Origin of the sequence: Bacillus sp. UNC125MFCrub1.1, from assembly GCF_000701305.1 — a bacterium.
Taxonomy (GTDB): domain Bacteria; phylum Bacillota; class Bacilli; order Bacillales; family Bacillaceae; genus Bacillus; species Bacillus altitudinis.
Genome location: NZ_KL370769.1, coordinates 1,110,815 through 1,133,445, shown reverse-complemented (window position 1 = coordinate 1,133,445; position 22,631 = coordinate 1,110,815). Strand labels below are relative to the sequence as shown.

Sequence of the window (22,631 nt, the reverse complement as noted above, 5' to 3'; positions counted from 1 at the left end):
ACTCGTCCTTCATAGACTGCAAAGGTTTTCAGGTCACGCTGAAAAGAAGACAAAGGGCTAAAATAAACAACATTTTAGCCCTTTGTCAACAATCTGAAAGCCAGTCAAGTATGACTGGCTTTTTAGTATTAAAAACCTAATTGAAGATCGACATCAATGGAGACGATCGCATAGACACAAACGATGACAAAAATATTCAGAACGACGCCTAGGAAACCTGGTCCAGTGCGGCCTTTTTTAATGAACAGTTCAATCACACCGAATGGAACTGCGGCCATTGCAAAAGGAAGCATTTGAAACGAATAAAATGTCACATTGCTGATAATGGCGAGGTTCAGCATGAGCAGCGATAAAATAGCGGTGCCGACCGAAATCCAGCCAAACACATTATGCTCTTTAAAAATTCTTACCAATTCCATAATTCCACCTCGCTCACTTTGGCCGTTTTAATGCGTTTTGTCTTCACAAATTTCTCTATTTCTTTAGAAGGACCTGTGACAACAGAACCGTAAACCGTGACACCATTTTGATTGATATAGCGTATTCGGTTAGAGAGGTCAAGTTCAGGTCTGCCAGAGATCGTTTTTGCCCAGGATGGATGCTGGTTGACATAGGCGAGGGCATCTTTGAACTGATCAACCTCTGTTTTTGATGTGTGCTGAAGCTCTTTTAAAAATTCAGAGTCTTTCCCGGGAAAACCGATTGGACGCTGATTTCCACTTAATGAATCTTCTGTTTTGATCGCATTCCAAAGCACTTTCATATCATATTTTTTAGCAAATGAATACACGTCTTTCGGTGTGTATGCTTTGTCATAGGATACATACACTTCACTCACTGTTCCTTCAGGTAGCTTGTCTAGAGTAGTGAGTGTTTGTTTTTTAGATGTATCTGCCTGAGACGAAGGGTGCGTAAAGAAATCCTCCGTATTACGTGCGCTGTCGCCATAATAAGAGATCGTAGGCTGCTTTAATTTATCGAAAAACATTTCGATTTGTTCACTGCCGATGGCTTCTGTTTTATTGCCAATTTGTTTTTGCAGCTTAAGTTCTGTGTTCATACCAAATAGTTTGACTTGCCCTTTTAAATCCTTCATATCAATGGCGACATTCGGTTTTGTTAGGGCGACTGTTACAGCGGCCGTTTCCATAAAATGATTGCCTTTACTGTCTGCTCCGCCAACGCCGTAGTATAGATAACTACCTAGTGTACAAAGCGGTAAAATAATCAATGTAGATATAACAGCAAGCACAGAAATACGTAAATAGGACTTTCTTTTTCCGTATTGTAAAATGGCTTTTTGTTTTTCAGGACTGATGGAGAAGTCTGTCCAATCTGAGTCATTCAGTTCTTGGCTTAAGCGTTTTTCATTTTCTTCCAGCTCTTCTTCAAACGCCATCATTTCTTCCTCGTTCATCTCGCCATTATTATATTGTTCCCATCGCTTATTAAACTCTTCATTCATCATTAACACCTCTGTTATATAGTGCTTTTAGGCGCTGCCTTGCACGAAATAAAACACTTTTAAAATTTGCTTCAGTAATATTCATGACCTTGGATGCTTCTTTGTAATTTAGTTCTTTTAAATAATACAATGTCAACGCTTCCTTGTAGTTATCTGGAAGTTGCTCCAAATACATGTTGAGAACTTCTTTTATTTCAATCTGTTCAGCAGGACTTTGTACAGACGTTTGTAAAAGGCCGCCAATGAGATCATCCGATATGGTCACTTCTTTTTTATGTTTCCTGACATAATCAATAAAAGCATTTCGTGCCACCTGAAATAACCAAGGTTTCACTTTGCTATGGTCGTAGGAATGAATATGTATATAAGCACGCATAAAGGTTTCCTGCAATAAGTCCTCTGCCAAATGTTTGTCTTTTGTCATGGAGAGCAGAAACCTGTAAACATCGTTCATATACATTTGATAAATTTCATCGATCGTCACTGATTTTTCTCCCCTCTATGTTATACACGCATAAGAAAGGCATAAAGTTGCACGAAACTTCTCATAGGCCGTACATTACTCATCTCTTTCGCCGAATCAAAATCATTTCTCCTTATCATAGCGAAATTTGCATCATTTATAAAGTGTTTTCAATAGAACAAATCAGGAAAAAAACTCAAAAAACGACAATTTTGGACACATTTCTTCCTCTATTCTCTCCTAAAAACACATACTTGAATACAGAAGGAGCGGTCATCTTAAGTGAAAAGATGATTTTAGTGAACCGTCTCTATTTTATCAACAGGAGAAAATTTTTAGTACCAGGTAATAAAAAATTTGTTATAATAGAAACAAATCCTTCATTCTTCAAACAAAGGAAGTGCACTATGTATAAATTTTCAGGCTATACCGTCAAAGCATTTTTTGCTCTCCGAGGCGGAATCAAAGTATATCAAAAAGAGAATCTGCCAACAGACCGGGGGTTTGTCATTGCTTGTACGCATGAGGGTTTTGTGGATGTTCTTGCATTAGGCGCAGGAATTCTTCCGTTTGAGATCCACTACATGGCGAAAAAAGAATTGTTTGCAAATAAATGGATCGGCGGATTTTTAAAGAAGATTCATGCTTTTCCAGTTGATCGAGAGAATCCTGGGCCAAGCAGTATTAAAACGCCCATTAAATTATTAAAAGAGGGGAAAATCGTTGGAATTTTTCCAAGCGGAACACGTACAACAGAAGATGTTCCTTTAAAAAGAGGGGCCGTTACGATTGCGCAGCTCGGCAAATCACCAATCGTTCCAGCAGCGTACAAAGGACCTTCTAATGCAAAAAGCCTTTTTAAGAAGGGGAAAATGCGCTTAATTATTGGTGAACCGATTGAGCTGTCTGAATTTGATCATCTGCCGCCAAAAGAAAGATTAGGTGCGATGACAGAAGTATTAAACACAAGAATCAAAGAACTTGAAGCTAAGTTAATCGAAAAGGGATAAAGAAAACGACCACTTGCTAAGGCAAGGGTCGTTTTTTTCTTAAGAAGCGCCTTCTTCAGCTGCTTCTAATAGTTGTTCGTTTAGTTTTTTGACTTCGATGTATGCCACATGGTGTCCATCGACTTCATTAATGATAAATTCATAGCCTTGTTCACGAATCGCGTCATTTTTCTCGACTTCATATTTTTGTGTAAGGAACCAGCCGCCGATTGTGTCGACTTCTTCGTTATCAAGCTGAATACCTAGTAGCAGGTTAACTTGATCTACAAGGACCTTTCCATCAAAGATGTAGTGGTCTTCTCCCAATTTACGCACTTCGTTGATTTCATCAATATCGAATTCATCACGAATCTCACCGACGATTTCTTCAAGGATGTCTTCAACTGTTACAAGTCCTGCTGTACCGCCATATTCATCTGATAAAATGGCCATGTGTACTCGCTCACGCTGCATTTTAAGCAGTAGATCATGAACAGGAACCGTTTCAATTACATGAATAATTGGGTTTACAAAATGTTCGATCGTATCACTTGTGGAACATTCACCACTAATACATGCAGTGAGTACTTCTTTAATATTCACAACACCGATAATGTTGTCTTTATCGCCATCTTCAATTGGATAACGTGTATATTTCTCGACCTTGGTCACTTTCAGCATTTCCTCAATCGTAATATCATGCGGGAAGCTGACAACTTCGGTACGAGGAATCATAATTTCTTTCGCCAGACGGTCATCAAATTCAAAAATTTTATTCACATATTTGAATTCAGACTGGTTAATCTCGCCGCTTTTATAGCTCTCTGATAAAATAATCCGCAATTCTTCTTCAGAGTGCGCCATGTCATGCTCAGAAACTTGTTGAAGACCAAATGCTTTTGTTAACAAACGAGCAGATCCATTTAATACCCAGATAAAAGGGAACATCACTTTGTAAAAAATCATAAGCGGTCTAGCAAATAGAAGGGACACTTGCTCAGCCTTTTGAATGGCGAGTGTTTTTGGTGCAAGCTCTCCAACCACGACGTGTAAAAACGTCATAATACTAAACGCAATAATAAAAGTGACAATATGACTGGCTGATTGAGGAATCGACAGCTCTACAAATAGTGGAGCAAGCATGTGCGCAATTGTTTCTTCCCCTAACCAACCAATCCCAAGGGCGGTAATGGTAATACCGAGCTGACAGGCCGACAGATACTCATCAAGGTGAGTCGTGACGTGCTTGACAGCAACTGCTGTTTTATTACCTTCTGCAATTAATTGATCAATTCTTGAGCTTCTTAAGCGAATGATCGCAAACTCCGATGCAACGAAAAACGCGGTTAAAGCTATAAGTAAAGCAACTATGAGTAAATTCACTATGTCCAATTAAGGCCTTCGTTCTGACTTTGAGAACGAAGGTAACACCTCCTGTTTAGTAAAAATTTTAACTTAACAGCAGTAAAAATGATTGGACAGCCGTCATTTTTTCAGGAGTAAGCTGCTCTTTTAGTTTTTCACGTTGTTCTGGCTGAAGCTGCTTACAACGTGCCAAAATGCGGTCCATATGCTCATTCATCCGATCGATATCAGAGGTTAAATGGACAAGTTCGTCATGTTCTTCCTTTTGAGAAGGGAATTGTTCATCTAATCTGGATTTGATGTCAGAAAGAGCCAATCTCTGCTGTTTGCAAAGAACGATTAATTGTAATCGTTTTAAAGCATGTTCATCGTAATAACGATAATTAGAGCAAGATCTAACAGGCGCAAGCAACCCTAGATTCGTATAATAATCTACAGTTCGTTTCGTCACCTGTGCAATCTGTGCTAGTTCACCAATACGATACTTTTTCTCAGCCCCATCTGAACATCTCCTCCTAACCGTCACGTTATAGTTTATGAAAATAGTTTAATATAATTCGAGTCTGAAATACAAGATAATTGTTCAGATTTCCTGCCAATATGAAGAAACAAAGGGCATTTCCATCAATTTAGGTTGTCATCTCTAAAATACTGTAGCGATACAGGAATTTTCAGATTATTTATGGTAAGATAAAATGAATACCGTTTCATATATATGTAGAGAGACGGATTTTACGTGAACCGGAGGTGGTTAAGTGGGGCCCTCAAAGTAGTCTTATTTAATCAGTTAACCGTTTTGCAAAAGACAACATCATCAATCAGGAGGTGACTCCTTGTTCTTCTAAGAAAGAGCAAGGTTAAATGGACGATATTGTTAATCTGAGTATAGTCGGAGTTTTGATTGCTTTAACAGCTTTCTTTGTTGCATCTGAATTTGCCATTGTAAAGGTGAGAAGTTCAAGAATTAATCAGCTTGTTGCCGAAGGGTCCAAAAAGGCTATCATGGCGAAAAAGGTGACATCAAGGCTAGATGAATATTTGTCAGCCTGCCAGCTCGGTATTACAGTGACATCCCTTGGTTTAGGGTGGATCGGTAAACCGGCAGTAAAAGAACTTTTAGTTCGAGGTTTTGGTTTGACAAACATTCCTGATTCAGCAATCAGCCTGATCTCAGCAACACTTGCGTTCTCTATTATTACCTTTTTGCATGTAGTTGTTGGCGAGCTTGCACCAAAAACACTTGCCATACAAAAGGCAGAAAAAATGACGCTTTGGCTGTCAGGACCGCTGCATGCATTTTATATCCTTATGTACCCTTTTATTTATGTGTTGAACGGGTCAGCCCGTGTACTAACGAAAATGATGGGCATCGATATGGGGTCTGAAAAAGAACATTCCCATTCCGAAGAGGAATTAAAGATTTTATTATCTGAAAGCTTAAAAAATGGGGAAATCAACTCATCAGAGTATAATTATATGAACAAGATATTCGATTTTGATAATCGAATCGCAAGAGAAATTATGATACCGCGAAGAGAAATTTGTGCGATTCCAGAAGATATGCCGTTAGACGAAATACTGGCGATCATGACAAAGGAAAAGTACACACGCTTCCCAGTGTTTTCAGGGGATAAAGACCATGTCATTGGCATGCTCAACAAAAAGCAGCTCTTTGCAGATATTGTGTATCAAGGAGAAAAAGATCAACTGAAGCTTCAAGATTATATTTATCCAGTGATTGAAGTGATTGACACGATTCCAATTCAAGAGCTTCTCGTCAAAATGCAGCGCGATCGAATGCATATGGCGATTTTAACGGATGAATATGGCGGGACATCTGGACTTGTCACAACGGAGGATATTTTAGAAGAGATTGTTGGAGACATTCGAGATGAATTCGATGAAGATGAGCAGCCGGTCATTCAAAAGAGAGCGGAGCATCATTATATATTAGATGGAAAAGTGAGATTAGAGGAAGTTCAAGATTTGATCGAAATGTCATATCATGATGAAGAAATTGATACGATAGGCGGGCTAATCTTAAATGAGAACATTGATATCCGAGAAGGACAATCCATTTATCTTGATGATATTCGGATGAAGGTCTTGGAGATGGATGGACGCTATGTGAAAAAGATCGACCTGAAAAAAGGCGTCACATCATCAGAAAAAGAAAATACACGAACAGGGCTTGATATAAAAGAGCCACTGTTAGTAAATGAAATGACCTTGAGCGAAAAATAAGCTCAAGGTTTTTTTAGGTATTTAGCCTCTTTTTTAAGAATGTATGTTCGTATATAATAAGAACAAACGTTCGTAAAAGGAGGATGGACATGCTCTGGTATGAAACAGCAAGTATCACGGAGAAAAAAACCTCAATGAAACGTATTGAGTTTCATTTAAAAAATTTCAAGAACTATCAAGCGGCCATTTTAAATATTGAAAGACAGCTTGAAAAGCGAAGTTCTCTCCAACATCATCATATGGCACGTCAAAAATTAGAAGAGCAGAAAAGTCAGTATGAACTGATTGTTGCTTGTATTGAAACGGCTTTAAAAGAATTGGATGAAATAGAGCAGCAGCTCATTGATTATAAGTATTTTCGAGATTGGCGCATGGCAAAATGTGCAATCGAAATCGGCTATAGTGAGAAGACACTATTTTTAATGAAGCGCCAGCTGATGGATCAACTGCTCATCAGCCTAGCTGCCATCACAGATATTTAAAACAGAAGTTGTCCTATTTGATAAAACGCCGCAAAAAGGCATAAAGAGCCGATAATTGTCACAAGTAAATAGGCAGCAAGCTTTCCTATTTGGCGCTGCATTAGCATCGTCGCAGATTCTACACTAAACGTAGAGAATGTGGTAAAGCCGCCAAAAAAACCGGTTCCTATGATCACTAGCAGTGGATGATTGGACGTTACAGCGCCTGTGAGAAAACCTAAACCGGCTGCACCTAATAAATTAATGAAAATAATACTGTACGGGAAAAGGGCATGGGATGGAGTTTTCTGGATTGTTTGGCTGATGAAGAAACGACATGCACTGCCGATCCCTCCAGCTACAGCTGTATAAAAAACAATCATTTATTTGCTTCCTTTCTGCTGCTTATTTTGATGAAAGAGCCGTTCTGCAAGGATCAGGCCAGCTAAAGCAGCGGCTACTCCAGCAATGACTGAGAGCAGAATGTACATCATACTTAAATTGAACTGCCCTGCCTGTAACAGAAGAACTGTCTCTTTAGAAAAGGTGGACATGGTCGTAAACCCGCCGCAAAACCCTGTTCCAATCAAAGCAGCAAGATATTTTTTCCCTTTCTGAAATAGAAAGTATCCTGTCGCAAAACCAAGAAGTAGGCTGCCGGAAATGTTTTCAATCATCGTTGCATAGGGGAATGTCTGGCTGATGACGGTTTGGCTTAGTTCATATCTGCAAAGTGTACCAATCAATCCACCGATAAAAACGGCGAAATAAGTTTTCATCTGCATCATTTCTCCTTTTGAAAAAATAGCGGGTTATCCGTTACCACACCATCAATTGGGTATTTTTTGATTCGATCCGCTGTTTTTTGATCTTTTACAGTCCATATGAATACTTCCATTCCGAATGAATGAATACGATCTATCCACCATTTATTGATCATCGTTTTCTTCATATTAAGACAATTTGCAAACGAGCTGTATGTCGTTAACTTTCGTTTCGTTAGTTTAAATGCATCAGGCTTTATAATCAAAGCTGTGCGAAGAGAAGGGGCGAACGCTTTGATTCTTTGCAGTGCATGAACATCAAAAGATTGAATGATGATATGACGAGAATAGGCAAACCGATTGATGATGCGGGCAACTGCCTTTTCGATTCCTATCTGCCGTTTTGGGTGTTTGATCTCGATTAATATTCCAATCCGCTGACTGTATCTTTCAAGAATTTCTTGTAATGTTGGAATTCGTTCATTCGTATACTGTTGGTCAAACCAGCTTCCTGCGTCCAGTTTTTTCAACTGATCAAGTGTATAGCTTTTGACTAAGCCGTTTCCGTTCGTCGTTCGCTCAACGGTATCATCATGGATGACGACGATGTGCTGATCCATTGTCATTTGTACGTCTAATTCAATATAATCTGCTCCTTGCTCGACAGCTACATCAAACGCAGCGATTGTATTTTCTGGGGCGGCGCTTGATGACCCTCTATGTGCGATAATATACACTTGCTCCAGCTCCCTGACATAAGTTCTGGTCTTATCATATCAAATGCTTTGGTGTTTTTCCTTCTTTACTATATGGAGAAGAAGAGCGCCGTATTATCATGGAACCTCATGTACCGAAAAAGCTTGATGTATCATTTTGAAAAGTTTACAGGAATAGAGCAAGCTTTGATTGAGTAAACCTGAATTACATCAATTTTTCTTCGATCAATTTTGTCCAAATCGTCAGCGTTCGTCAAAATATTAGTGCTTTCGTCATGTTGACTGAAAATTCTGATGTTTTATAATGATGAAAAGGAGGCGAGATGATTGGGTAAAGGGAGAATTAGAGTGGAAGAACGTATTAAGGCCGAAACGGATGCTGAAATGTTTAAAGCGACTCTCCTTGATCAGGCTCAGAAGAAAAAGTAGTTTGCTGCCCGTCGATATGTCTCAAGCCAAAATTTCATAATTGAACATCATGCCTCGGGATAGGTCCCGAGGCTTTTTATATAGAGGTCAGACATTTAAGAGAGGACATAAACGAAGGTTATATTATAAACTAGAGAGGATTGTTTTAAAGGAGAGAGACAGAGATGTTTACACAAAAATGGATGGATACATATTTTACAGTCGATATTGCGATCCAAATAGGCATTAGCCTTTGTATTTTATTGCTTTTTTTATTACTTCGAAAAGTATTTACGAAATACTTGTTTCACCTGCTCTTTAAGCTGACAAACCGGTCTAAAACCGAAGTCATTAACCAAATTGTCGTGGCGTTTGAAAAACCTGCGAGACTGTTTTTTGTGGCACTAGGTTTATATTTTGCGTTAAGACAAGCCCCATACTTTGAGCACCATATGGATGTCATTGTCAAATTGTATAGATCCTCTATTATTTTGATGCTGACGTGGGGACTTTGTAATCTAACCGCAGCTTCTTCTTTCTTATTTCAAAAAGTGAATTCAAAATTTGAATTAGAGATGGATGATATTTTAGCGCCATTTTTATCAAAGGTTCTTCGTTTTATTATTATTGCACTGAGTATTAGCGTCATTGCACAAGAGTTTAATTATGATGTGAACGGACTTGTGGCAGGGCTTGGTCTAGGTGGTCTTGCTTTTGCGCTCGCTGCACAGGATACAGTGGCGAACTTTTTTGGAGGAATTGTGATTATTACAGAGAAGCCTTTTACAATGGGCGATTTTGTAGAGACTCCAAGTGTACTTGGGACTGTAGAGGACATTACCTTCCGAAGTACAAAATTTAGAACACCTGCTGAAGCGGTGGTGACCGTGCCAAATTCGACCCTTTCAAAGGAGCCGATCACAAATTGGACGAGAATGAATAAACGTCAAATTACGTTCTCCGTTCGCGTATCTTACAATACACCGAAAGAAAACATTGATAAGTGCATCAAACGTCTGAAGCAAATGCTTTATGAGCATGATGGGGTTCATAAGGAAACGATTATGGTGAATTTCGATGTGCTGGCAGACAGCTATTTAAACTTATTCTTTAACTTTTATACAAACACAACGGCTTGGTCTGAAAACCTGGATATTAAGCAGGATATTAACTATCGCATTATTGATATCTTCCATGAAGAAGGGGTAGAATTTGCTTTCCCTGGACAGACCATTTATATGAAACAAAAAGGTGAGAAACAGCTCGGTGAATAAAGGAGGAATGGTGGTTGGATCAAACAAAAGTGGCAGCGCTAAGAGAGAGATTATCAAAGGCCTCACATATTACAGTCCTTTCAGGTGCTGGGATGAGCACAGAATCGGGAATTCCTGATTTTAGATCAACGGGTGGACTATGGACAGAAGATACCTCTCGCATGGAGGCAATGAGCCGGTCCTACTTTTTATCACATCCGCATCAATTTTGGCCGAAATTCAAAGAATTGTTTCAAATGAAGATGAGTGGAGAGTACGAGCCAAATGCTGGACATGCTTTTTTAGCCAATTTAGAAAAGCAAGGAAAACGCGTGGATATTTTCACGCAAAATATCGATGGTCTGCATAAAAAAGCGGGAAGCCAGCATGTGTATGAACTGCATGGTTCCATTCAAACAGCTACATGTCCATCATGCGGGTCAACATACGAACTGCCTTATTTATTACAAGAAGAGGTGCCGGTTTGTGAGCGGATTTCATCAGACGGCCGCACATGTGGACGAGTACTTAAAACAGATGTTGTCCTTTTTGGAGACATGGTGAAGCACTTTGATCAAGTGGAGAAATCGCTCCAGCAAACGGACATGCTGCTCGTCATGGGAACTTCCTTAGAAGTGGCACCAGCACGATATATTCCAGAAGATGCTGCTCATCATCCTTCCATCTTTAAGGTCATGATGAATTTAAGTGAAACGGAATTCGATCCGCTGTTTGATCTTGTCTTTCACGAACGAATTGGCGAGCTTGTGAATGCTTTATAAATCATAAAAAACCCGCATCCAACAGGTGCGGGTTTTCTTTATTGCTGTAGTGGCTTCATTGTTTCATCAAGGACTTCAAACGTGTAGCCCTTCGCCTTTAATTGTGTGATCAGACTGTTTAAGTATTTTGCGGTAGCTGGCTGATCATGCATTAAGATGATTTTTGGCTCTTTCGGGTACTTGGTTTCAAGCACTTGCAGCTGATTTAATACTTCTGGTACATATTTTGAGCTTTTATATTTCCAGTCAAGACTGTCAATGGTCCAGTCCCAGTATACAAAGCCTTTTTGTTTTAAACGTGTTTTTTGCTGGTCTGTTAAGTTTGGAGAACTGCCATAAGGTGTTCTCACAAGATGTGTATATTCACCAGTAACAGAAGCCAATATACGTTGATCTTCTTTCATCTCATTTACAGGAGAATCACTTTTTTGATAAAAGCGTTTCACATCATGTGTGATGCCATGAAGTCCTAATTGATGACCTTCTTGATGAAGTCTTTTCACAGCTGCTGGGTGTTCTTTGATTTGCGGCCCGAGCATAAAGAATGTGGCCTTCACTTGCTGTGATTTTAGCACATCTAACAGCTGATTTGATGTAGCAGAGGGGCCATCATCAAAGGTCAAAAAGATCGTTTGATCCGTTACATGTTTGTTTGGATTGATCTTAAAATGTGCATCTAATGTTTTTGGCGAATCATCTTTTGCTTTCAGACTTGTACTTGTGTCTCGAAATAGACTGCTCGCAGACACTTCATTCGGTTGATCTGCTGCCTGCATATTGGTTTTAGATATATCCCAAATGAAAAAAAGAATCAATGTCAGAATGACTAGACCAATTGCCTTTGAGAGCAGCATCGTGTTTGAAGGTGTCTGTTTTTTCGTAACCCGTTGCATTACAATCGCTCCAATAAATCAGTAGTTTGTGTCGAATCATGTAGTGGATTCTGTCTTTTTTCGCTGTTTTTTGTCGTGCTCATATGGAGTAAGTATACAGGAAAAAAGAGCCTATGAATATAGAAGATGCTAAAAAATTGGAATCTTTTTGGTTATGAATCTATATTTGTTACAATAGAAGGTTATCCAGTCAAATGGATATGAAATAATTCTGAATAATCATTGAAACGTTTACATTTATCCGCTAAGATAGCATCAGATTCAACCATTAAGCGAAGCGAAGGGGAGATTCCATATGAAAGTATTGTACAATGGGGATTTTATTGAAAAAAAAGATGCACATGTTGATATTGAAGACAGAGGCTATCAATTTGGCGACGGAGTCTATGAGGTCATCCGCGTATATAATGGAACTTTGTTTACATTAAAAGAGCATACTGAGCGTCTATTCAAGAGTGCAAAGGAAATCGGCATTCATCTGCAAGGTACAGTATCCGATATGGAAGAGAATTTGAAGAAGCTAGTCGCAGATAATCAAGTGATTGATGGTGGCGTGTATATTCAAGTCACGCGAGGCGTCGCACCTCGTAAACATCAATATGGTGCACTTACCCCTCAGATTACGGCATATACATTTCAAGTGAAAAAGCCTATTCAAGAGCAGACAGCTGGTGCGAAAGCTCTATTGTCTGAAGATCTTCGCTGGTTAAGATGTGATATTAAAAGCTTAAACCTTTTATATAACGTCATGGAAAAGCAGAAAGCGTCTGAAGCTGGTGCGTTTGAAGCGATTTTAATAAGAGACGGCTTTGTGACAGAGGGAACGTCCTCGAATGTGTATGCCGTCATTGACGGTGTCATTCGTACACACCCAGCAAATAACCTGATTTTAAACGGCATTACACGTAGAAAGCTGCTAGAGGTTTGTCAGGAAGAAGGATGTCGTGTGGAAGAAACCCGCATGAGTAAAGACGAACTTTTGCATGCACAGGAAATTTTCATCAGTTCAACGACAGCTGAAGTGATTCCAATTGTAGAGATAGATGGTCAGCCAGTTGGGGAAGGTGTTCCAGGAGAGATCACGAAGCGTGTACAGGAAGGGTTCCAGAAGAAAATTGAGCATGAAAGCGAAGCATCTATTTCTTCGTAAAAAGAAAAAGGCTGTAAACCAATGTTTACAGCCTTTTGTGATGACATTTATTTCACGATCAGTACAGGTATATCTGATTTGGACGATAACTTTTCACTCACACTGCCAAAGAGCATTTTTTTCAATCTGCTTTGGTCACGTGCTCCCATGACGATGAGGTCTGCTGAAATCTTTTCAGCGTATTCGATAATCGCTTCTGCAGGCTCCCCTTCAACAATTTCAATCGCAGCTTCAAACTGCTCTTCATTTAACAGCATTCTTGCTTCTGCAACGACCTCTTCTGTATGATCTTCAAAAATCAAGGGACTTTGCTGTTCATCATGAGGTACATACACAGGGGGTGTTTGAAGGTCTGCCATGCCGCCTCCGATATAAGCGCCGCCAGTCATTGGGCGAGGTGCATCAAAAACCTGTCTGCTGGATTTCCCATCATGAGCGTAGGCAACGGTCAGCTTGGCATGCAACGTTTTGGCTAAAGCGATTGCCTTCTTTAATGCTTTCTTACTGTCTTCATGTCCATCAAACGCAACGACCATCCGATCAGCTTGAAACAATGTCCTCATTCCTTTCAAAAGGAGTCTATACGTTCATGGTATACCCGATATCTGAAAAAGATACACATAAAGGGTGTGAACTTTTTGTTAGAAAATTTCATTTATTGAAAAATATTTATTGACAAAATAGTGACAGCCACTATAAGATAAAAAAAGATTCAAGAGCCAAAAGGAGGAAATGTCATGTGCAACATCATTGGAAGAATGAAATCAAACTGCATGAATGGGTTGATTCACGTGACAATTACACCTTCATTGGTCATTGAAAAGGGACTCGTATGTTCCAATTGATCGGATGAATCAAGGCGTATGTTGCGTATTTGTCAACATGCGCCTTTTTATCATGTATAAAAGAGGCGTACCAGTCAGCTGGTTGCCTCTTTTTTTGTTGTATACATTTCGTATATCGAAATAATGGAATGCATCAACAACTAAATGAAGAGGAGTGAAAGCATGTGAACATGCCAAAGGCAAGACAAATGACAAAAGCTCAAGAAACGAAACAAGGTGACAATCAGGAAAATATAGAAAGCGGCTAGCTTTAAAAGGAGAGACAAACATGTTTTCAGTATTTGTGAAATTAGGCTGGTTCTTTAAACAAGAGTGGAGGCGCTATACAATCGCCATTACGCTGCTGCTCATTGTGAATGTGCTTGAAATGCTGCCACCGAGGTATCTAGGTCAAGCAGTTGATGACATTCGGTCTGGTCAATTTACAACATCCAGTATTCTGTTTTACGTAACCATTTTTTGCTTACTTGGTGTCAGTGTCTATGCGCTCACCTATTTTTGGATGTATCAGTTATTTGGTGGCGCGAATGTCATGGAGCGTGTAATGCGCGGAAAATTAATGCGCCACTTACTTAAGATGACACCCACCTTTTATGAAAAGAAAAAAACCGGAAATTTAATGGCGTTAGGTACAAATGATTTGAATGCTGTGGCTTTAACAACAGGCTTTGGCGTTTTAACATTAGTCGATTCCACTGCTTACATGCTCATGATCTTTTTTACGATGGGGCTGACGATCAGCTGGAAATTAACTTTAATGGCCATTATTCCAATGCCACTGATGGCGATTTTGATAGCGTTTTATGGCAGTAAAATTCATGAACGCTTTACTGTCGCTCAAGATGCATTTGGTGATATGAATGATCGTGTATTAGAATCAGTTGCCGGCGTTCGGGTGATTCGGTCTTTTGTACAGGAAAAACAAGATGTGAATCGCTTTCGAGAAATGACAGACGATGTCTTTCAAAAAAATATGCGTGTGGCGATCATTGATTCATTGTTTGAGCCGACGGTGAAATTGCTTGTGGGGATCAGTTATTTAATCGGTATCGGTTACGGCGCATATCTTGTGTTCCAAAGTGATTTAACCATTGGTGAGCTTGTCGCATTTAACGTCTATCTGGGGATGATGATCTGGCCAATGTTTGCCATTGGTGAATTGATTAATATCATGCAAAGAGGAAATGCTTCATTAGACCGGTTGAATCATACACTCAGTTATCAACCGGATGTAACTGACGCAGCCAAGCCAAAAAGATTACAAGAGCCTGGCGATATTCAATTTGAACATGTGACATTTAGATATCCAACTTCCTCTAAAGATAATCTAACGGATGTCTCCTTTACTGTACGAAAAGGGCAAACGATTGGTATTACAGGAAAAACGGGAAGCGGAAAAACAACGATTGTCAAACAGCTTCTTCGTCAGTATCCGACAGGTGATGGAAAGATCTTGTTTTCAGGTGTTCCAATTGAGGACATTGAATTGGATCAACTGTTCCAATGGATTGGCTATGTTCCGCAAGATCATGTCCTTTTCTCTAAAAGTGTAGAAGAGAATATGCGTTTCGGTCATAGAGACGCGAGAGAAGCTGAATTAGCACAAGCGATTAAAGATGCTTACTTTGAAAAGGATTTACGCCTTTTACCAGAAGGCTTGGAAACCATGGTTGGAGAAAAGGGAGTGGCGCTGTCAGGAGGACAGAAGCAGCGGATTTCCATTGCACGTGCTTTATTAATTGATCCAGACATTTTGATTTTGGATGACTCGTTATCTGCAGTTGATGCAAAAACAGAAACGGCTATTTTAGAGAATTTAAGACAAAATCGTCATGGAAAAACGACATTTATTACAACCCACCGTCTATCAGCTGTAGAGCATGCGGATCTCATTCTTGTCATGGAAGAAGGACGTATTGTTCAAAAGGGAACCCATCAAGCGCTTATTCAGCAAGATGGATGGTATAAAGAGCAATTTCTGCGTCAGCAGCTGACAAATCAGCTGGAAGGAGGGGATGAGGCATGACAACAGGGAGAAGACTTCTTGCCTATGCACTCCTATATAAAAAAGTATTGTCTGTTGCTTTGATCTTTCTGATCATTGCAGTTGGTGCTGAGTTGACAGGACCTTTCATTGGGAAAAAAATGATTGATGATCATATTTTAGGTGTAGAAAAACCGTATGTTGAGGTAAATGAAAAAACAGATAAAACGGTTTATTACCAGGGAAATAACTATATAAGAAGTGACCGGCTACAGAATCAAAATGAAGATGGAAAGCAAATCAATGTCGTGCAAGTCGGATTTGGGTACTATTTTGTGAATGAACCGATTCGCTTTGACGGGAGCCGGACAATAGAAGGGGATCAGCTCACCATTGAAAATGGGAGCGAGCGTGAGACGTATCAGGTACAGCGTTTATCCAAAGAGGAAATCTTCGCTTTTTATCAGCCGGAAATCAGTGGTTTGGTGCAGCTTGTTCTATTTTATTTTGGGATGCTCGTCATTGCGATTTTCTTTCAATATGGGCAGCACTATTTACTCCAGCGTATTGCAAATCGCATTATTCAAAAAATGCGAGTGGACGTATTTGAACATATTCAAACGCTTCCGATTCGGTATTTTGATAATTTACCGGCTGGAAAGGTTGTCGCGCGGATTACCAATGACACAGAAACCATTCGTGATTTATATGTCACAGTACTAGCGAATTTCGTCACAAGTGCCATTTACATGATTGGCATTTATATCGCCATGTTTTTATTAAATGTGAAGTTGGCGCTCATTTGTTTAGTGGCTGTTCCGATTATTTTCCTATGGTCGATGACTTACCGAAAGTTTGCGTCGGTTTACAATCATCGCATTCGATCCATCATCAGTGAAATTAATGCCAAGCTAAATGAAGCTATTCAAGGAATGACGATTATTCAAGCATTTCGACATGAACAAGCAACGAAAGAAGAATTTGATGAGCTGAATAACAATCACTTTCGATATCAGCGAAAGATGCTTCATTTAAATTCACTGCTCTCACATAACTTGGTGAATCTGCTTCGGAACTTAGCATACGTCGCACTCATTTGGTATTTTGGCGGCGCGTCCTTAAGCGCGACGGGCATTGTGTCGATTGGGGTGCTCTATGCATTTGTCGATTATTTAAATCGTTTGTTCCAGCCGATTACAGGCATTGTGAATCAATTTTCTAGATTAGAATTAGCAAGGGTTTCATCTGAACGGGTCTTTCGATTATTAGATGAGCCTGGTACTGAAGTGGAAGAACCGGTTCAGAAGAAAATCGAGGGGCACGTTCAATTTCAGGATGTTACCTTTGCGTATAATGAAGGGAAAAATGTATTAAAGAACATCACCTTTGAGGCCAAAAAAGGTCAGACGGTGGCACTCGTTGGACATACCGGTTCTGGGAAAAGTTCGATCATGAATTTGCTGCTGCGTTTTTATGATATTCAGCATGGGGACATTCTCATTGATGGAGAAAGCATCTATGATCAGTCGCGCCAAACGCTGCGTAAGCAAATGGGCATTGTACTACAAGATCCTTATTTATTTTCTGGAACGATCGCATCCAATGTCAGTTTAGGAAATGAAGACATTAAAAGAGAAACGATTGAAACATCGTTAAAGCAAGTGGGCGCAGCAGAACTATTAAAGCATTTGCCTGAAGGTTTTGATGAACCAGTTGTTGAAAAGGGGAGTACTCTTTCCTCTGGGGAGCGTCAATTGATTTCATTTGCCCGTGCACTGGCATACGATCCAGCGATCTTAATTCTAGATGAAGCGACGGCTAACATTGATACAGAAACAGAAGCCATCATTCAACGGGCACTGGATGTCGTCAAAGAAGGACGAACCACTTTTGTCATTGCACACCGATTATCTACTATTAAGAAAGCTGACATGATTTTGGTGTTAGAAAAGGGTGAAATTGTCGAACGCGGCAGCCACGAAGAGCTCATGGAGCAAAGTGGACTGTATGCGCAAATGTACGAATTACAAAAGGGAGCTGTGACGAGCAGCTAATGAAGTATTTTAATATAGAAAGCCTCTTTCAACTGAAAGAGGCTTTTCTCAGTGGTGAAACTCAAGTAACTTTAATATTAATAGGAAGATATATTTTTGTAATTATGAATCAATATCACATATGTGAAATAAGATATGTAAAATGGTTAATTAATGAATTTTTATACATATTTTTTAGTTTTTTTATCCAAAAATATATGATTTTCTCTTATTTGTGATATTATATTCTTGTATCAAAAAACAGGAGGATTGAATATGAAGAGTAAAAAAAGGTTATTTAAGAACGTCATCTTGATTGCTGCAACAACATTAATTATTTCTGGATTTAGTGAAATTACATCATCTGCATCAGCAGCTGAACAAAAAGTACCAAAGAAACAAGTAGTCGAGACAAAAACTGATTTATCATCACAAATTCAATCATTTAAGACTGCTAATCAGGTTGGACAAGTTCATGCTTTAGGTAATATTGATTCTTCAGAATATGCTGCAAGGGTTACTCTTAATTTAAGCCAAGTTAGAAAAATGACATCTGCTCAGCGTAATATTTTTGATAAAGGATTTAATAAAAAAGATTACAGCAAGCTAAAAGATGCACTAGGCACAAGTGCGACTGTACTTGGATTGGTATTTGTAACTAGTACACCTGCAGGAGTAGTTGCGGGAGTGTCTGGTTTAATAACTACCTTAGCTCCTAGTGCTCGAGGTACTCTTAAGAATATGGTTTATAATGGATATTGGCAAATGGGGTATTTAGAAGACTTTTTAACTAAGAATAAAAAATACGATCTTATAGATGTTCAATTGCCTTTCATTGAGTACAAAGTAAAAGGAAAAAGAATTAGATTTGTTACAGGAAAAGGTGTAGTAAAAAGAGTTCATTCAAAATCAGGCTGGATTACTCTTTAATTGATTTTTTGAAATATTCAATTTAATTTATTTTTATACTCATATTAAAAAGTCGAGGTGATTTTCACCTCGGCTTTTTGAATTTCTCTGGCTACATTGGGTGTGTTTCCATCAATAAGCGATACCGACGCGTTGATGCACAAATTCCTTTGAGTTTAACTGCTGATACAAAAAGTGTGCGGTATCTTCAACTGAAATTTTCTGTCCATCTATAGGGAGAAAATTCTTTTCATAGCGATATGACCGTGTCACTTCTCCATCTGGTAAATAGGTTGGGCAAATGATTGTCCAATCTAGTTCAGTTGATTGAAGAATTTCAAATGCTTTGGCATGTTCTTTAGCAGCTCGGGAAGTGGTTCGCCTTGATTCATTTGTTTCAAAGCGGTAAAGCTCAGGCTGCTGCCTTGCTTTTAAAATCCCCGCAGTGCCAATCGTTATAATTCTTGATGTTCCTGTTTGCTTCATGGCTTGTACGATATGCTCCATTGAAACAGATAAAGTATCATCACCATCTGTTGATAGACAGCTCACGACAATATCTGATCCTTTAATCGTTTCAAGCACATCCTCTTGATTTCTGGAATTGCCGGTGACTTGAAACATACCCGCAAGCATTTCTTCCCGGTTTGTCCGAATTAACGAGCGAACCATGTAACGATCATCTTCTTTTACGAAACGAAGAAATGCTTGTCCTACACGTCCATGAGCACCGAAAAGAGCTATTTTCATCTGATCGATCCCTCCACTACATACTATAAGTGAAAAGAACTTAAAATGGTACAGTTTTATGTCATGCTTTTTTTATAAAGATGAAAGGACCGAATACTATGAGCATATTCACATAATAGAGAGAGACCGACAAATTGTAGAAGTTCAAAATTCACACCTGAAATAATGTCCATGAAGATCCGCTCCTTTCTAATACATCATATGAATTCAAAAGGAATCGGTGAGGGATAAAACCAAAAAAAGAAGACACCATAAGAGGTGCCTTCTATGATCCAGATATGAAATTAAGCTTTTGTTCCGCCAAGGTTTTGCTGAGCGTAAGATACAAGACGTTTCGTGATTTCTCCACCAACTGAACCGTTAGCACGAGCTGTTGTTTCTGCTCCAAGGTTTACACCAAACTCAGAAGCGATTTCGTATTTCATTTGATCGATTGCTTGCGCTGCTCCAGGAACTAGTAATTGATTTGAACTATTAGAATTTGCCATGATGTGAATCTCCTTTTTATATATGATTTTTTTGGTTGGGTTTGCTGGAATCGCACCAGCGAAATGACCAAGTCATTTGCCACTTGGCGAAACCCAATGTGGTAACTGCTTTGTACTAAATATTATGGTTCGCTACGAAAAAAACATACGGAAATAGAACATGGTAAATGTTGTTTTCATATACAAAAAACCACCACCCAATGGTGATGGTTTGTGGAACGTCTTCTTATTCAGCTGAGCGGATGCGCAGCTCAGTCTCTGTATCAAAGAAGTGCGCTTTATTCATATCAATGGCAAGAGGGATCGTCTGACCTGCCTGAATATCTGTGCGAGAATCAACACGTGCAATAAACGTTTGACCAGCGAGAGAAGAATAAAGCATCGTTTCGGCTCCCATTAATTCAGCCACTTCTACGTTTGCTTCAATTTTTGTTCCTTCAGAAGCCTCTATAAACACAGGCTCATCATGGAAATCTTCTGGTCTGATGCCTAGAATCACATCTTTTCCGATATAGCCCTGACTGCGTAATACTTTCATTTTTCCTTCTGGTACACGAATGTGCGTATTCCCAATGGCAATGGCTCCGTCAGACAGTTTTCCTGTAAAAAAGTTCATCGCTGGAGAGCCAATAAATCCTCCTACAAAGACATTCTCTGGGTTTTCATACACATCCTTTGGTGCGCCAACCTGCTGAATAAAGCCATCTTTCATGACAACAAGCCGAGTAGCCATTGTCATAGCTTCTGTTTGATCGTGTGTGACATAGATGAATGTCGTCTGTAGCCGCTGATGAAGTTTAGAAATTTCGGCACGCATCTGAACTCGAAGTTTAGCATCTAAATTAGAGAGAGGTTCATCCAAAAGAAAGACTTTTGCATCTCGCACAATGGCCCTTCCAAGTGCAACACGCTGTCTTTGACCTCCAGACAATGCCTTAGGTTTTCGATCTAAGTATTGTTCAAGTCCTAATATTTTTGCAGCGTTTCGTACCCGCTCATCAATTTCTGCTTTAGGAAATTTTCGAAGCTTTAATCCAAAAGCCATATTATCGTACACATTCATATGAGGGTATAAGGCATAGTTTTGGAAAACCATCGCAATATCCCGATCTTTTGGTGCCACATCATTCATTCGCTTGCCGTCTAATAGAAAATCCCCTTGTGAAATTTCTTCAAGGCCTGCAATCATGCGGAGAGTTGTTGATTTTCCGCACCCAGATGGACCAACAAACACAATAAATTCTTTATCCTCAATATGTAGATTAAAGTTATCTACTGCTGTTACTTTGTTATCGTACACTTTATAAATTTGATTTAGCATCATTTCAGCCATAGGTGGTAGCCTCCCAGTCCTTTTTGAAAGCGCTTTACTTATAAATGAAGTGTATAAAAAGGAAGGGTGTCTGTAAATGGACAACGTGCACAACATCTTATTTTCATTTTTAGGCAAGGTGCTCATGATAGGATCATTTAAGAAAGATCGAGAAGATTCATCATGAAATAAGCAGCTGACGCTTCTTGAAAATGCCGTATATCTAGCCCTGTCCGTTCAATAAATTTATCAATCCGATACTGAAGGCTGTTTCGATGAACATATAACGCTTTTGCTGCCTGCGATGCATTTAAATTACACTGCATATAGGTCGTGAGAGTCCGGTAAACGTCCCGATCAAAGATTGTTTCTATAAATGCATCTGAAATAGCGGCAGAAACCATGTCTGTATCATGGCGAATGAAAGCAGGTAGACATTGATAAAATGTTGCAACCCCTGACCTAAGTTTTCCTTGCTTCAGATGCCATAAAAAGAGCTGATGTTCATTTAATAATCTCATTTTTAAATTTCCATTCGGCAAATGCAGCTGTCCTTGCATGAAGACAACGTCTGTTAAAAAATCACTTGTGATGGCTTGAGACAAATCATGTAGCTGTTCAAGTTGACCATTTTCTGATGTAGCGTTTGTTTGAATGAGCATAGCTGTTTCAGTGCCTGTCCATATGAAATGAATATGTTCGAGGCTGCTGTTCACAGCCTCTTTTATTTGCTGCCTTTGTTCTGCTTGATGATCCATTTTAAAAAAATGAACACGGACGGATTGATCTATGGTGATTGATTTGTTTTCAAAGAGATAGCTGTACCATTTCTGTTCTTCTTCCGTTTCCTGCGTATGAGGTACATCAATTGGTGTGAGGAATGAATTGAGAAGAAGCGCTTCTCTTTCTGTTAGCTCCGTTTTGTTTACTCCGAAAATTTCGCCTTTGTCTGTTTGATACCAGAGAGTTTGTTTATCATTTGTTGGTGAACTGATGATATGGTGTCCGTAAACAAGTTTTAGCTTTTCTAACATGGCGAGGCTCCTTAAACAGTTTAATCATACACATGGAATAGCATTAATTCGTGAATTTCTTCTTTTAAGGTTGGTTCAACTTCATGAGGCGGAAGCTGAGAGCCCCATTCAATATCACCCGTTTTGTGATAAATGCCTTCATAGTGTGAACCATTATGAAAAAAGGATATTTTCCAGCCAGGTAATTGCGCTTTTTTAAAGAGAGGTTTCCATTGAAAATGAGAAATCATATCATCATTGCCTCCTTGCTTTTATTGATGAAACAATAAATACACACGACAATCCGGAAACAACCTTGAACTTGGTTTTATTGTATCTCATCT

Annotated in this window: 25 protein-coding genes; 10 read left to right on the top strand and 15 right to left on the bottom strand. The window is 39.2% G+C overall.

The window, feature by feature from the left end; all coding sequences use genetic code 11:
• Positions 1 to 128: 128 nt before the first annotated feature.
• The 3 genes from N521_RS18530 to N521_RS18520 are packed head-to-tail and all read right to left on the bottom strand — an operon-like array spanning position 129 to position 1,949.
• Positions 129 to 419, bottom strand: coding sequence for a hypothetical protein (locus N521_RS18530; RefSeq protein ID WP_008348984.1), 291 nt, complete (start codon positions 417 to 419; stop codon positions 129 to 131).
• Positions 407 to 1,465, bottom strand: coding sequence for an anti-sigma factor (locus N521_RS18525; RefSeq protein WP_024719964.1), 1,059 nt, complete (start codon positions 1,463 to 1,465; stop codon positions 407 to 409). Before N521_RS18525 ends, N521_RS18530 begins: the two co-directional genes overlap by 13 nt.
• Entirely contained in the window at positions 1,458 to 1,949 is a 492-nt protein-coding gene (locus N521_RS18520) for a sigma-70 family RNA polymerase sigma factor (RefSeq protein ID WP_008348979.1), read from the bottom strand. The genes N521_RS18525 and N521_RS18520 overlap by 8 nt, the downstream gene beginning before the upstream one ends.
• A 386-nt stretch (positions 1,950 to 2,335) precedes the next feature.
• Here N521_RS18520 and N521_RS18515 point away from each other — a divergent pair, with 386 nt between their 5' ends.
• Entirely contained in the window at positions 2,336 to 2,938 is a 603-nt protein-coding gene (locus N521_RS18515; protein WP_017360344.1) for a lysophospholipid acyltransferase family protein, read from the top strand.
• 39 nt (positions 2,939 to 2,977) lie between these two features.
• Here the strand turns inward: N521_RS18515 and N521_RS18510 are convergent, their stop codons facing one another.
• Positions 2,978 to 4,309 (bottom strand): hemolysin family protein, encoded by a 1,332-nt coding sequence (locus N521_RS18510; protein WP_007497105.1) that lies wholly within the window; start codon positions 4,307 to 4,309, stop codon positions 2,978 to 2,980.
• A gap of 58 nt (positions 4,310 to 4,367) precedes the next feature.
• Positions 4,368 to 4,808, bottom strand: coding sequence for a MerR family transcriptional regulator (locus tag N521_RS19500; protein ID WP_076821966.1), 441 nt, complete (start codon positions 4,806 to 4,808; stop codon positions 4,368 to 4,370).
• A 335-nt stretch (positions 4,809 to 5,143) separates the two neighbouring features.
• On the opposite strand from N521_RS19500, the gene N521_RS18500 reads away from it, so the two are divergent.
• Together N521_RS18500 and N521_RS18495 are read left to right on the top strand one after the other, a co-directional pair.
• Positions 5,144 to 6,526 carry a hemolysin family protein gene (locus tag N521_RS18500; protein WP_017360343.1) on the top strand — a complete coding sequence of 461 codons (1,383 nt, stop codon included), beginning with the start codon at positions 5,144 to 5,146 and terminating at the stop codon, positions 6,524 to 6,526.
• 89 nt (positions 6,527 to 6,615) lie between these two features.
• Entirely contained in the window at positions 6,616 to 7,008 is a 393-nt protein-coding gene (locus tag N521_RS18495; RefSeq protein WP_017360342.1) for a hypothetical protein, read from the top strand.
• Here the strand turns inward: N521_RS18495 and N521_RS18490 are convergent.
• The 3 genes from N521_RS18490 to N521_RS18480 are packed head-to-tail and all read right to left on the bottom strand — an operon-like array spanning position 7,005 to position 8,488.
• A complete protein-coding gene (locus N521_RS18490; protein WP_017360341.1) occupies positions 7,005 to 7,370 on the bottom strand; it encodes a CrcB family protein in 366 nt (121 codons plus the stop codon). The two genes, N521_RS18495 and N521_RS18490, sit on opposite strands and share 4 nt — an antisense overlap.
• A complete protein-coding gene (gene crcB / locus N521_RS18485; protein ID WP_017360340.1) occupies positions 7,371 to 7,772 on the bottom strand; it encodes a fluoride efflux transporter CrcB in 402 nt (133 codons plus the stop codon).
• Positions 7,772 to 8,488 (bottom strand): glycerophosphodiester phosphodiesterase, encoded by a 717-nt coding sequence (locus tag N521_RS18480; RefSeq protein WP_035392551.1) that lies wholly within the window; start codon positions 8,486 to 8,488, stop codon positions 7,772 to 7,774. The genes crcB and N521_RS18480 overlap by 1 nt, the downstream gene beginning before the upstream one ends.
• 306 nt (positions 8,489 to 8,794) lie before the next feature.
• On the opposite strand from N521_RS18480, the gene N521_RS19585 reads away from it, so the two are divergent.
• The 3 genes from N521_RS19585 (at position 8,795) to N521_RS18470 (ending at position 10,910) form a co-directional block, all read left to right on the top strand.
• Positions 8,795 to 8,896 carry a YhdX family protein gene (locus N521_RS19585; RefSeq protein WP_017360338.1) on the top strand — a complete coding sequence of 34 codons (102 nt, stop codon included), beginning with the start codon at positions 8,795 to 8,797 and terminating at the stop codon, positions 8,894 to 8,896.
• Between the two features lie 164 nt (positions 8,897 to 9,060).
• Entirely contained in the window at positions 9,061 to 10,149 is a 1,089-nt protein-coding gene (locus N521_RS18475) for a mechanosensitive ion channel family protein (RefSeq protein ID WP_017360337.1), read from the top strand.
• 29 nt (positions 10,150 to 10,178) lie between these two features.
• Positions 10,179 to 10,910 carry an NAD-dependent protein deacylase gene (locus tag N521_RS18470; RefSeq protein WP_026050067.1) on the top strand — a complete coding sequence of 244 codons (732 nt, stop codon included), beginning with the start codon at positions 10,179 to 10,181 and terminating at the stop codon, positions 10,908 to 10,910.
• A 38-nt stretch (positions 10,911 to 10,948) separates the two neighbouring features.
• Here N521_RS18470 and N521_RS18465 read toward each other — a convergent pair whose 3' ends face one another.
• Complete coding sequence (locus tag N521_RS18465; protein WP_035392549.1) at positions 10,949 to 11,803, bottom strand: polysaccharide deacetylase family protein; 855 nt, start codon at positions 11,801 to 11,803, stop codon at positions 10,949 to 10,951.
• Between the two features lie 295 nt (positions 11,804 to 12,098).
• On the opposite strand from N521_RS18465, the gene dat reads away from it, so the two are divergent.
• Positions 12,099 to 12,953, top strand: a complete 855-nt coding sequence (gene dat, locus N521_RS18460) for a D-amino-acid transaminase (protein ID WP_035392546.1) — start codon at positions 12,099 to 12,101, stop codon at positions 12,951 to 12,953.
• Between the two features lie 47 nt (positions 12,954 to 13,000).
• Here dat and N521_RS18455 read toward each other — a convergent pair whose 3' ends face one another.
• Positions 13,001 to 13,507: a universal stress protein gene (locus N521_RS18455; RefSeq protein WP_035392544.1), complete on the bottom strand. Its 507-nt coding sequence runs from the start codon at positions 13,505 to 13,507 to the stop codon at positions 13,001 to 13,003.
• A 559-nt stretch (positions 13,508 to 14,066) separates the two neighbouring features.
• Here N521_RS18455 and N521_RS18450 point away from each other — a divergent pair.
• From N521_RS18450 to N521_RS18435, 3 genes are all read left to right on the top strand, one after another.
• A complete protein-coding gene (locus N521_RS18450; RefSeq protein WP_035392543.1) occupies positions 14,067 to 15,824 on the top strand; it encodes a multidrug ABC transporter ATP-binding protein BmrC in 1,758 nt (585 codons plus the stop codon).
• Positions 15,821 to 17,836, top strand: a complete 2,016-nt coding sequence (locus N521_RS18445; RefSeq protein WP_008348945.1) for an ABC transporter ATP-binding protein — start codon at positions 15,821 to 15,823, stop codon at positions 17,834 to 17,836. Before N521_RS18450 ends, N521_RS18445 begins: the two co-directional genes overlap by 4 nt.
• 255 nt (positions 17,837 to 18,091) lie before the next feature.
• Positions 18,092 to 18,745: a hypothetical protein gene (locus N521_RS18435; RefSeq protein ID WP_035392539.1), complete on the top strand. Its 654-nt coding sequence runs from the start codon at positions 18,092 to 18,094 to the stop codon at positions 18,743 to 18,745.
• Between the two features lie 111 nt (positions 18,746 to 18,856).
• Here N521_RS18435 and N521_RS18430 read toward each other — a convergent pair whose 3' ends face one another.
• The 5 genes from N521_RS18430 to N521_RS18410 all read right to left on the bottom strand — a co-directional run bounded on the left by N521_RS18430 (position 18,857) and on the right by N521_RS18410 (position 22,538).
• Complete coding sequence (locus N521_RS18430; protein ID WP_008348943.1) at positions 18,857 to 19,474, bottom strand: NAD(P)-dependent oxidoreductase; 618 nt, start codon at positions 19,472 to 19,474, stop codon at positions 18,857 to 18,859.
• Between the two features lie 284 nt (positions 19,475 to 19,758).
• Positions 19,759 to 19,962, bottom strand: coding sequence for an alpha/beta-type small acid-soluble spore protein (locus N521_RS18425; protein WP_008348940.1), 204 nt, complete (start codon positions 19,960 to 19,962; stop codon positions 19,759 to 19,761).
• 226 nt (positions 19,963 to 20,188) lie between these two features.
• The gene (locus tag N521_RS18420) at positions 20,189 to 21,295 is read right to left on the bottom strand and encodes an ABC transporter ATP-binding protein (RefSeq protein ID WP_024719977.1); all 1,107 of its coding nucleotides are present in this window, start codon (positions 21,293 to 21,295) and stop codon (positions 20,189 to 20,191) included.
• 137 nt (positions 21,296 to 21,432) lie between these two features.
• Complete coding sequence (locus tag N521_RS18415) at positions 21,433 to 22,308, bottom strand: helix-turn-helix domain-containing protein (RefSeq protein WP_035392536.1); 876 nt, start codon at positions 22,306 to 22,308, stop codon at positions 21,433 to 21,435.
• A 20-nt stretch (positions 22,309 to 22,328) separates the two neighbouring features.
• Positions 22,329 to 22,538 carry a YheE family protein gene (locus N521_RS18410; RefSeq protein ID WP_008348933.1) on the bottom strand — a complete coding sequence of 70 codons (210 nt, stop codon included), beginning with the start codon at positions 22,536 to 22,538 and terminating at the stop codon, positions 22,329 to 22,331.
• Positions 22,539 to 22,631 lie beyond the last annotated feature (93 nt).

Excerpts from the sequence above, each read along its gene's own strand:
- N521_RS18445 (WP_008348945.1), top strand. The coding sequence starts at position 15,821 with ATGACAACAGGGAGAAGACTTCTTGCCTATGCACTCCTATATAAAAAA.
- N521_RS18490 (WP_017360341.1), bottom strand. The coding sequence starts at position 7,370 with ATGATTGTTTTTTATACAGCTGTAGCTGGAGGGATCGGCAGTGCATGT.
- N521_RS18420 (WP_024719977.1), bottom strand. The coding sequence starts at position 21,295 with ATGGCTGAAATGATGCTAAATCAAATTTATAAAGTGTACGATAACAAA.
- N521_RS18425 (WP_008348940.1), bottom strand. The coding sequence starts at position 19,962 with ATGGCAAATTCTAATAGTTCAAATCAATTACTAGTTCCTGGAGCAGCG.
- N521_RS18410 (WP_008348933.1), bottom strand. The coding sequence starts at position 22,538 with ATGATTTCTCATTTTCAATGGAAACCTCTCTTTAAAAAAGCGCAATTA.
- N521_RS18465 (WP_035392549.1), bottom strand. The coding sequence starts at position 11,803 with ATGCAACGGGTTACGAAAAAACAGACACCTTCAAACACGATGCTGCTC.
- N521_RS18525 (WP_024719964.1), bottom strand. The coding sequence starts at position 1,465 with ATGAATGAAGAGTTTAATAAGCGATGGGAACAATATAATAATGGCGAG.
- N521_RS18515 (WP_017360344.1), top strand. The coding sequence starts at position 2,336 with ATGTATAAATTTTCAGGCTATACCGTCAAAGCATTTTTTGCTCTCCGA.
- dat (WP_035392546.1), top strand. The coding sequence starts at position 12,099 with ATGAAAGTATTGTACAATGGGGATTTTATTGAAAAAAAAGATGCACAT.
- N521_RS18530 (WP_008348984.1), bottom strand. The coding sequence starts at position 419 with ATGGAATTGGTAAGAATTTTTAAAGAGCATAATGTGTTTGGCTGGATT.
- N521_RS18435 (WP_035392539.1), top strand. The coding sequence starts at position 18,092 with ATGAAGAGTAAAAAAAGGTTATTTAAGAACGTCATCTTGATTGCTGCA.
- N521_RS18500 (WP_017360343.1), top strand. The coding sequence starts at position 5,144 with ATGGACGATATTGTTAATCTGAGTATAGTCGGAGTTTTGATTGCTTTA.
- N521_RS18430 (WP_008348943.1), bottom strand. The coding sequence starts at position 19,474 with ATGAAAATAGCTCTTTTCGGTGCTCATGGACGTGTAGGACAAGCATTT.
- N521_RS18415 (WP_035392536.1), bottom strand. The coding sequence starts at position 22,308 with ATGTTAGAAAAGCTAAAACTTGTTTACGGACACCATATCATCAGTTCA.
- N521_RS18495 (WP_017360342.1), top strand. The coding sequence starts at position 6,616 with ATGCTCTGGTATGAAACAGCAAGTATCACGGAGAAAAAAACCTCAATG.
- N521_RS18450 (WP_035392543.1), top strand. The coding sequence starts at position 14,067 with ATGTTTTCAGTATTTGTGAAATTAGGCTGGTTCTTTAAACAAGAGTGG.
- crcB (WP_017360340.1), bottom strand. The coding sequence starts at position 7,772 with ATGCAGATGAAAACTTATTTCGCCGTTTTTATCGGTGGATTGATTGGT.
- N521_RS18475 (WP_017360337.1), top strand. The coding sequence starts at position 9,061 with ATGTTTACACAAAAATGGATGGATACATATTTTACAGTCGATATTGCG.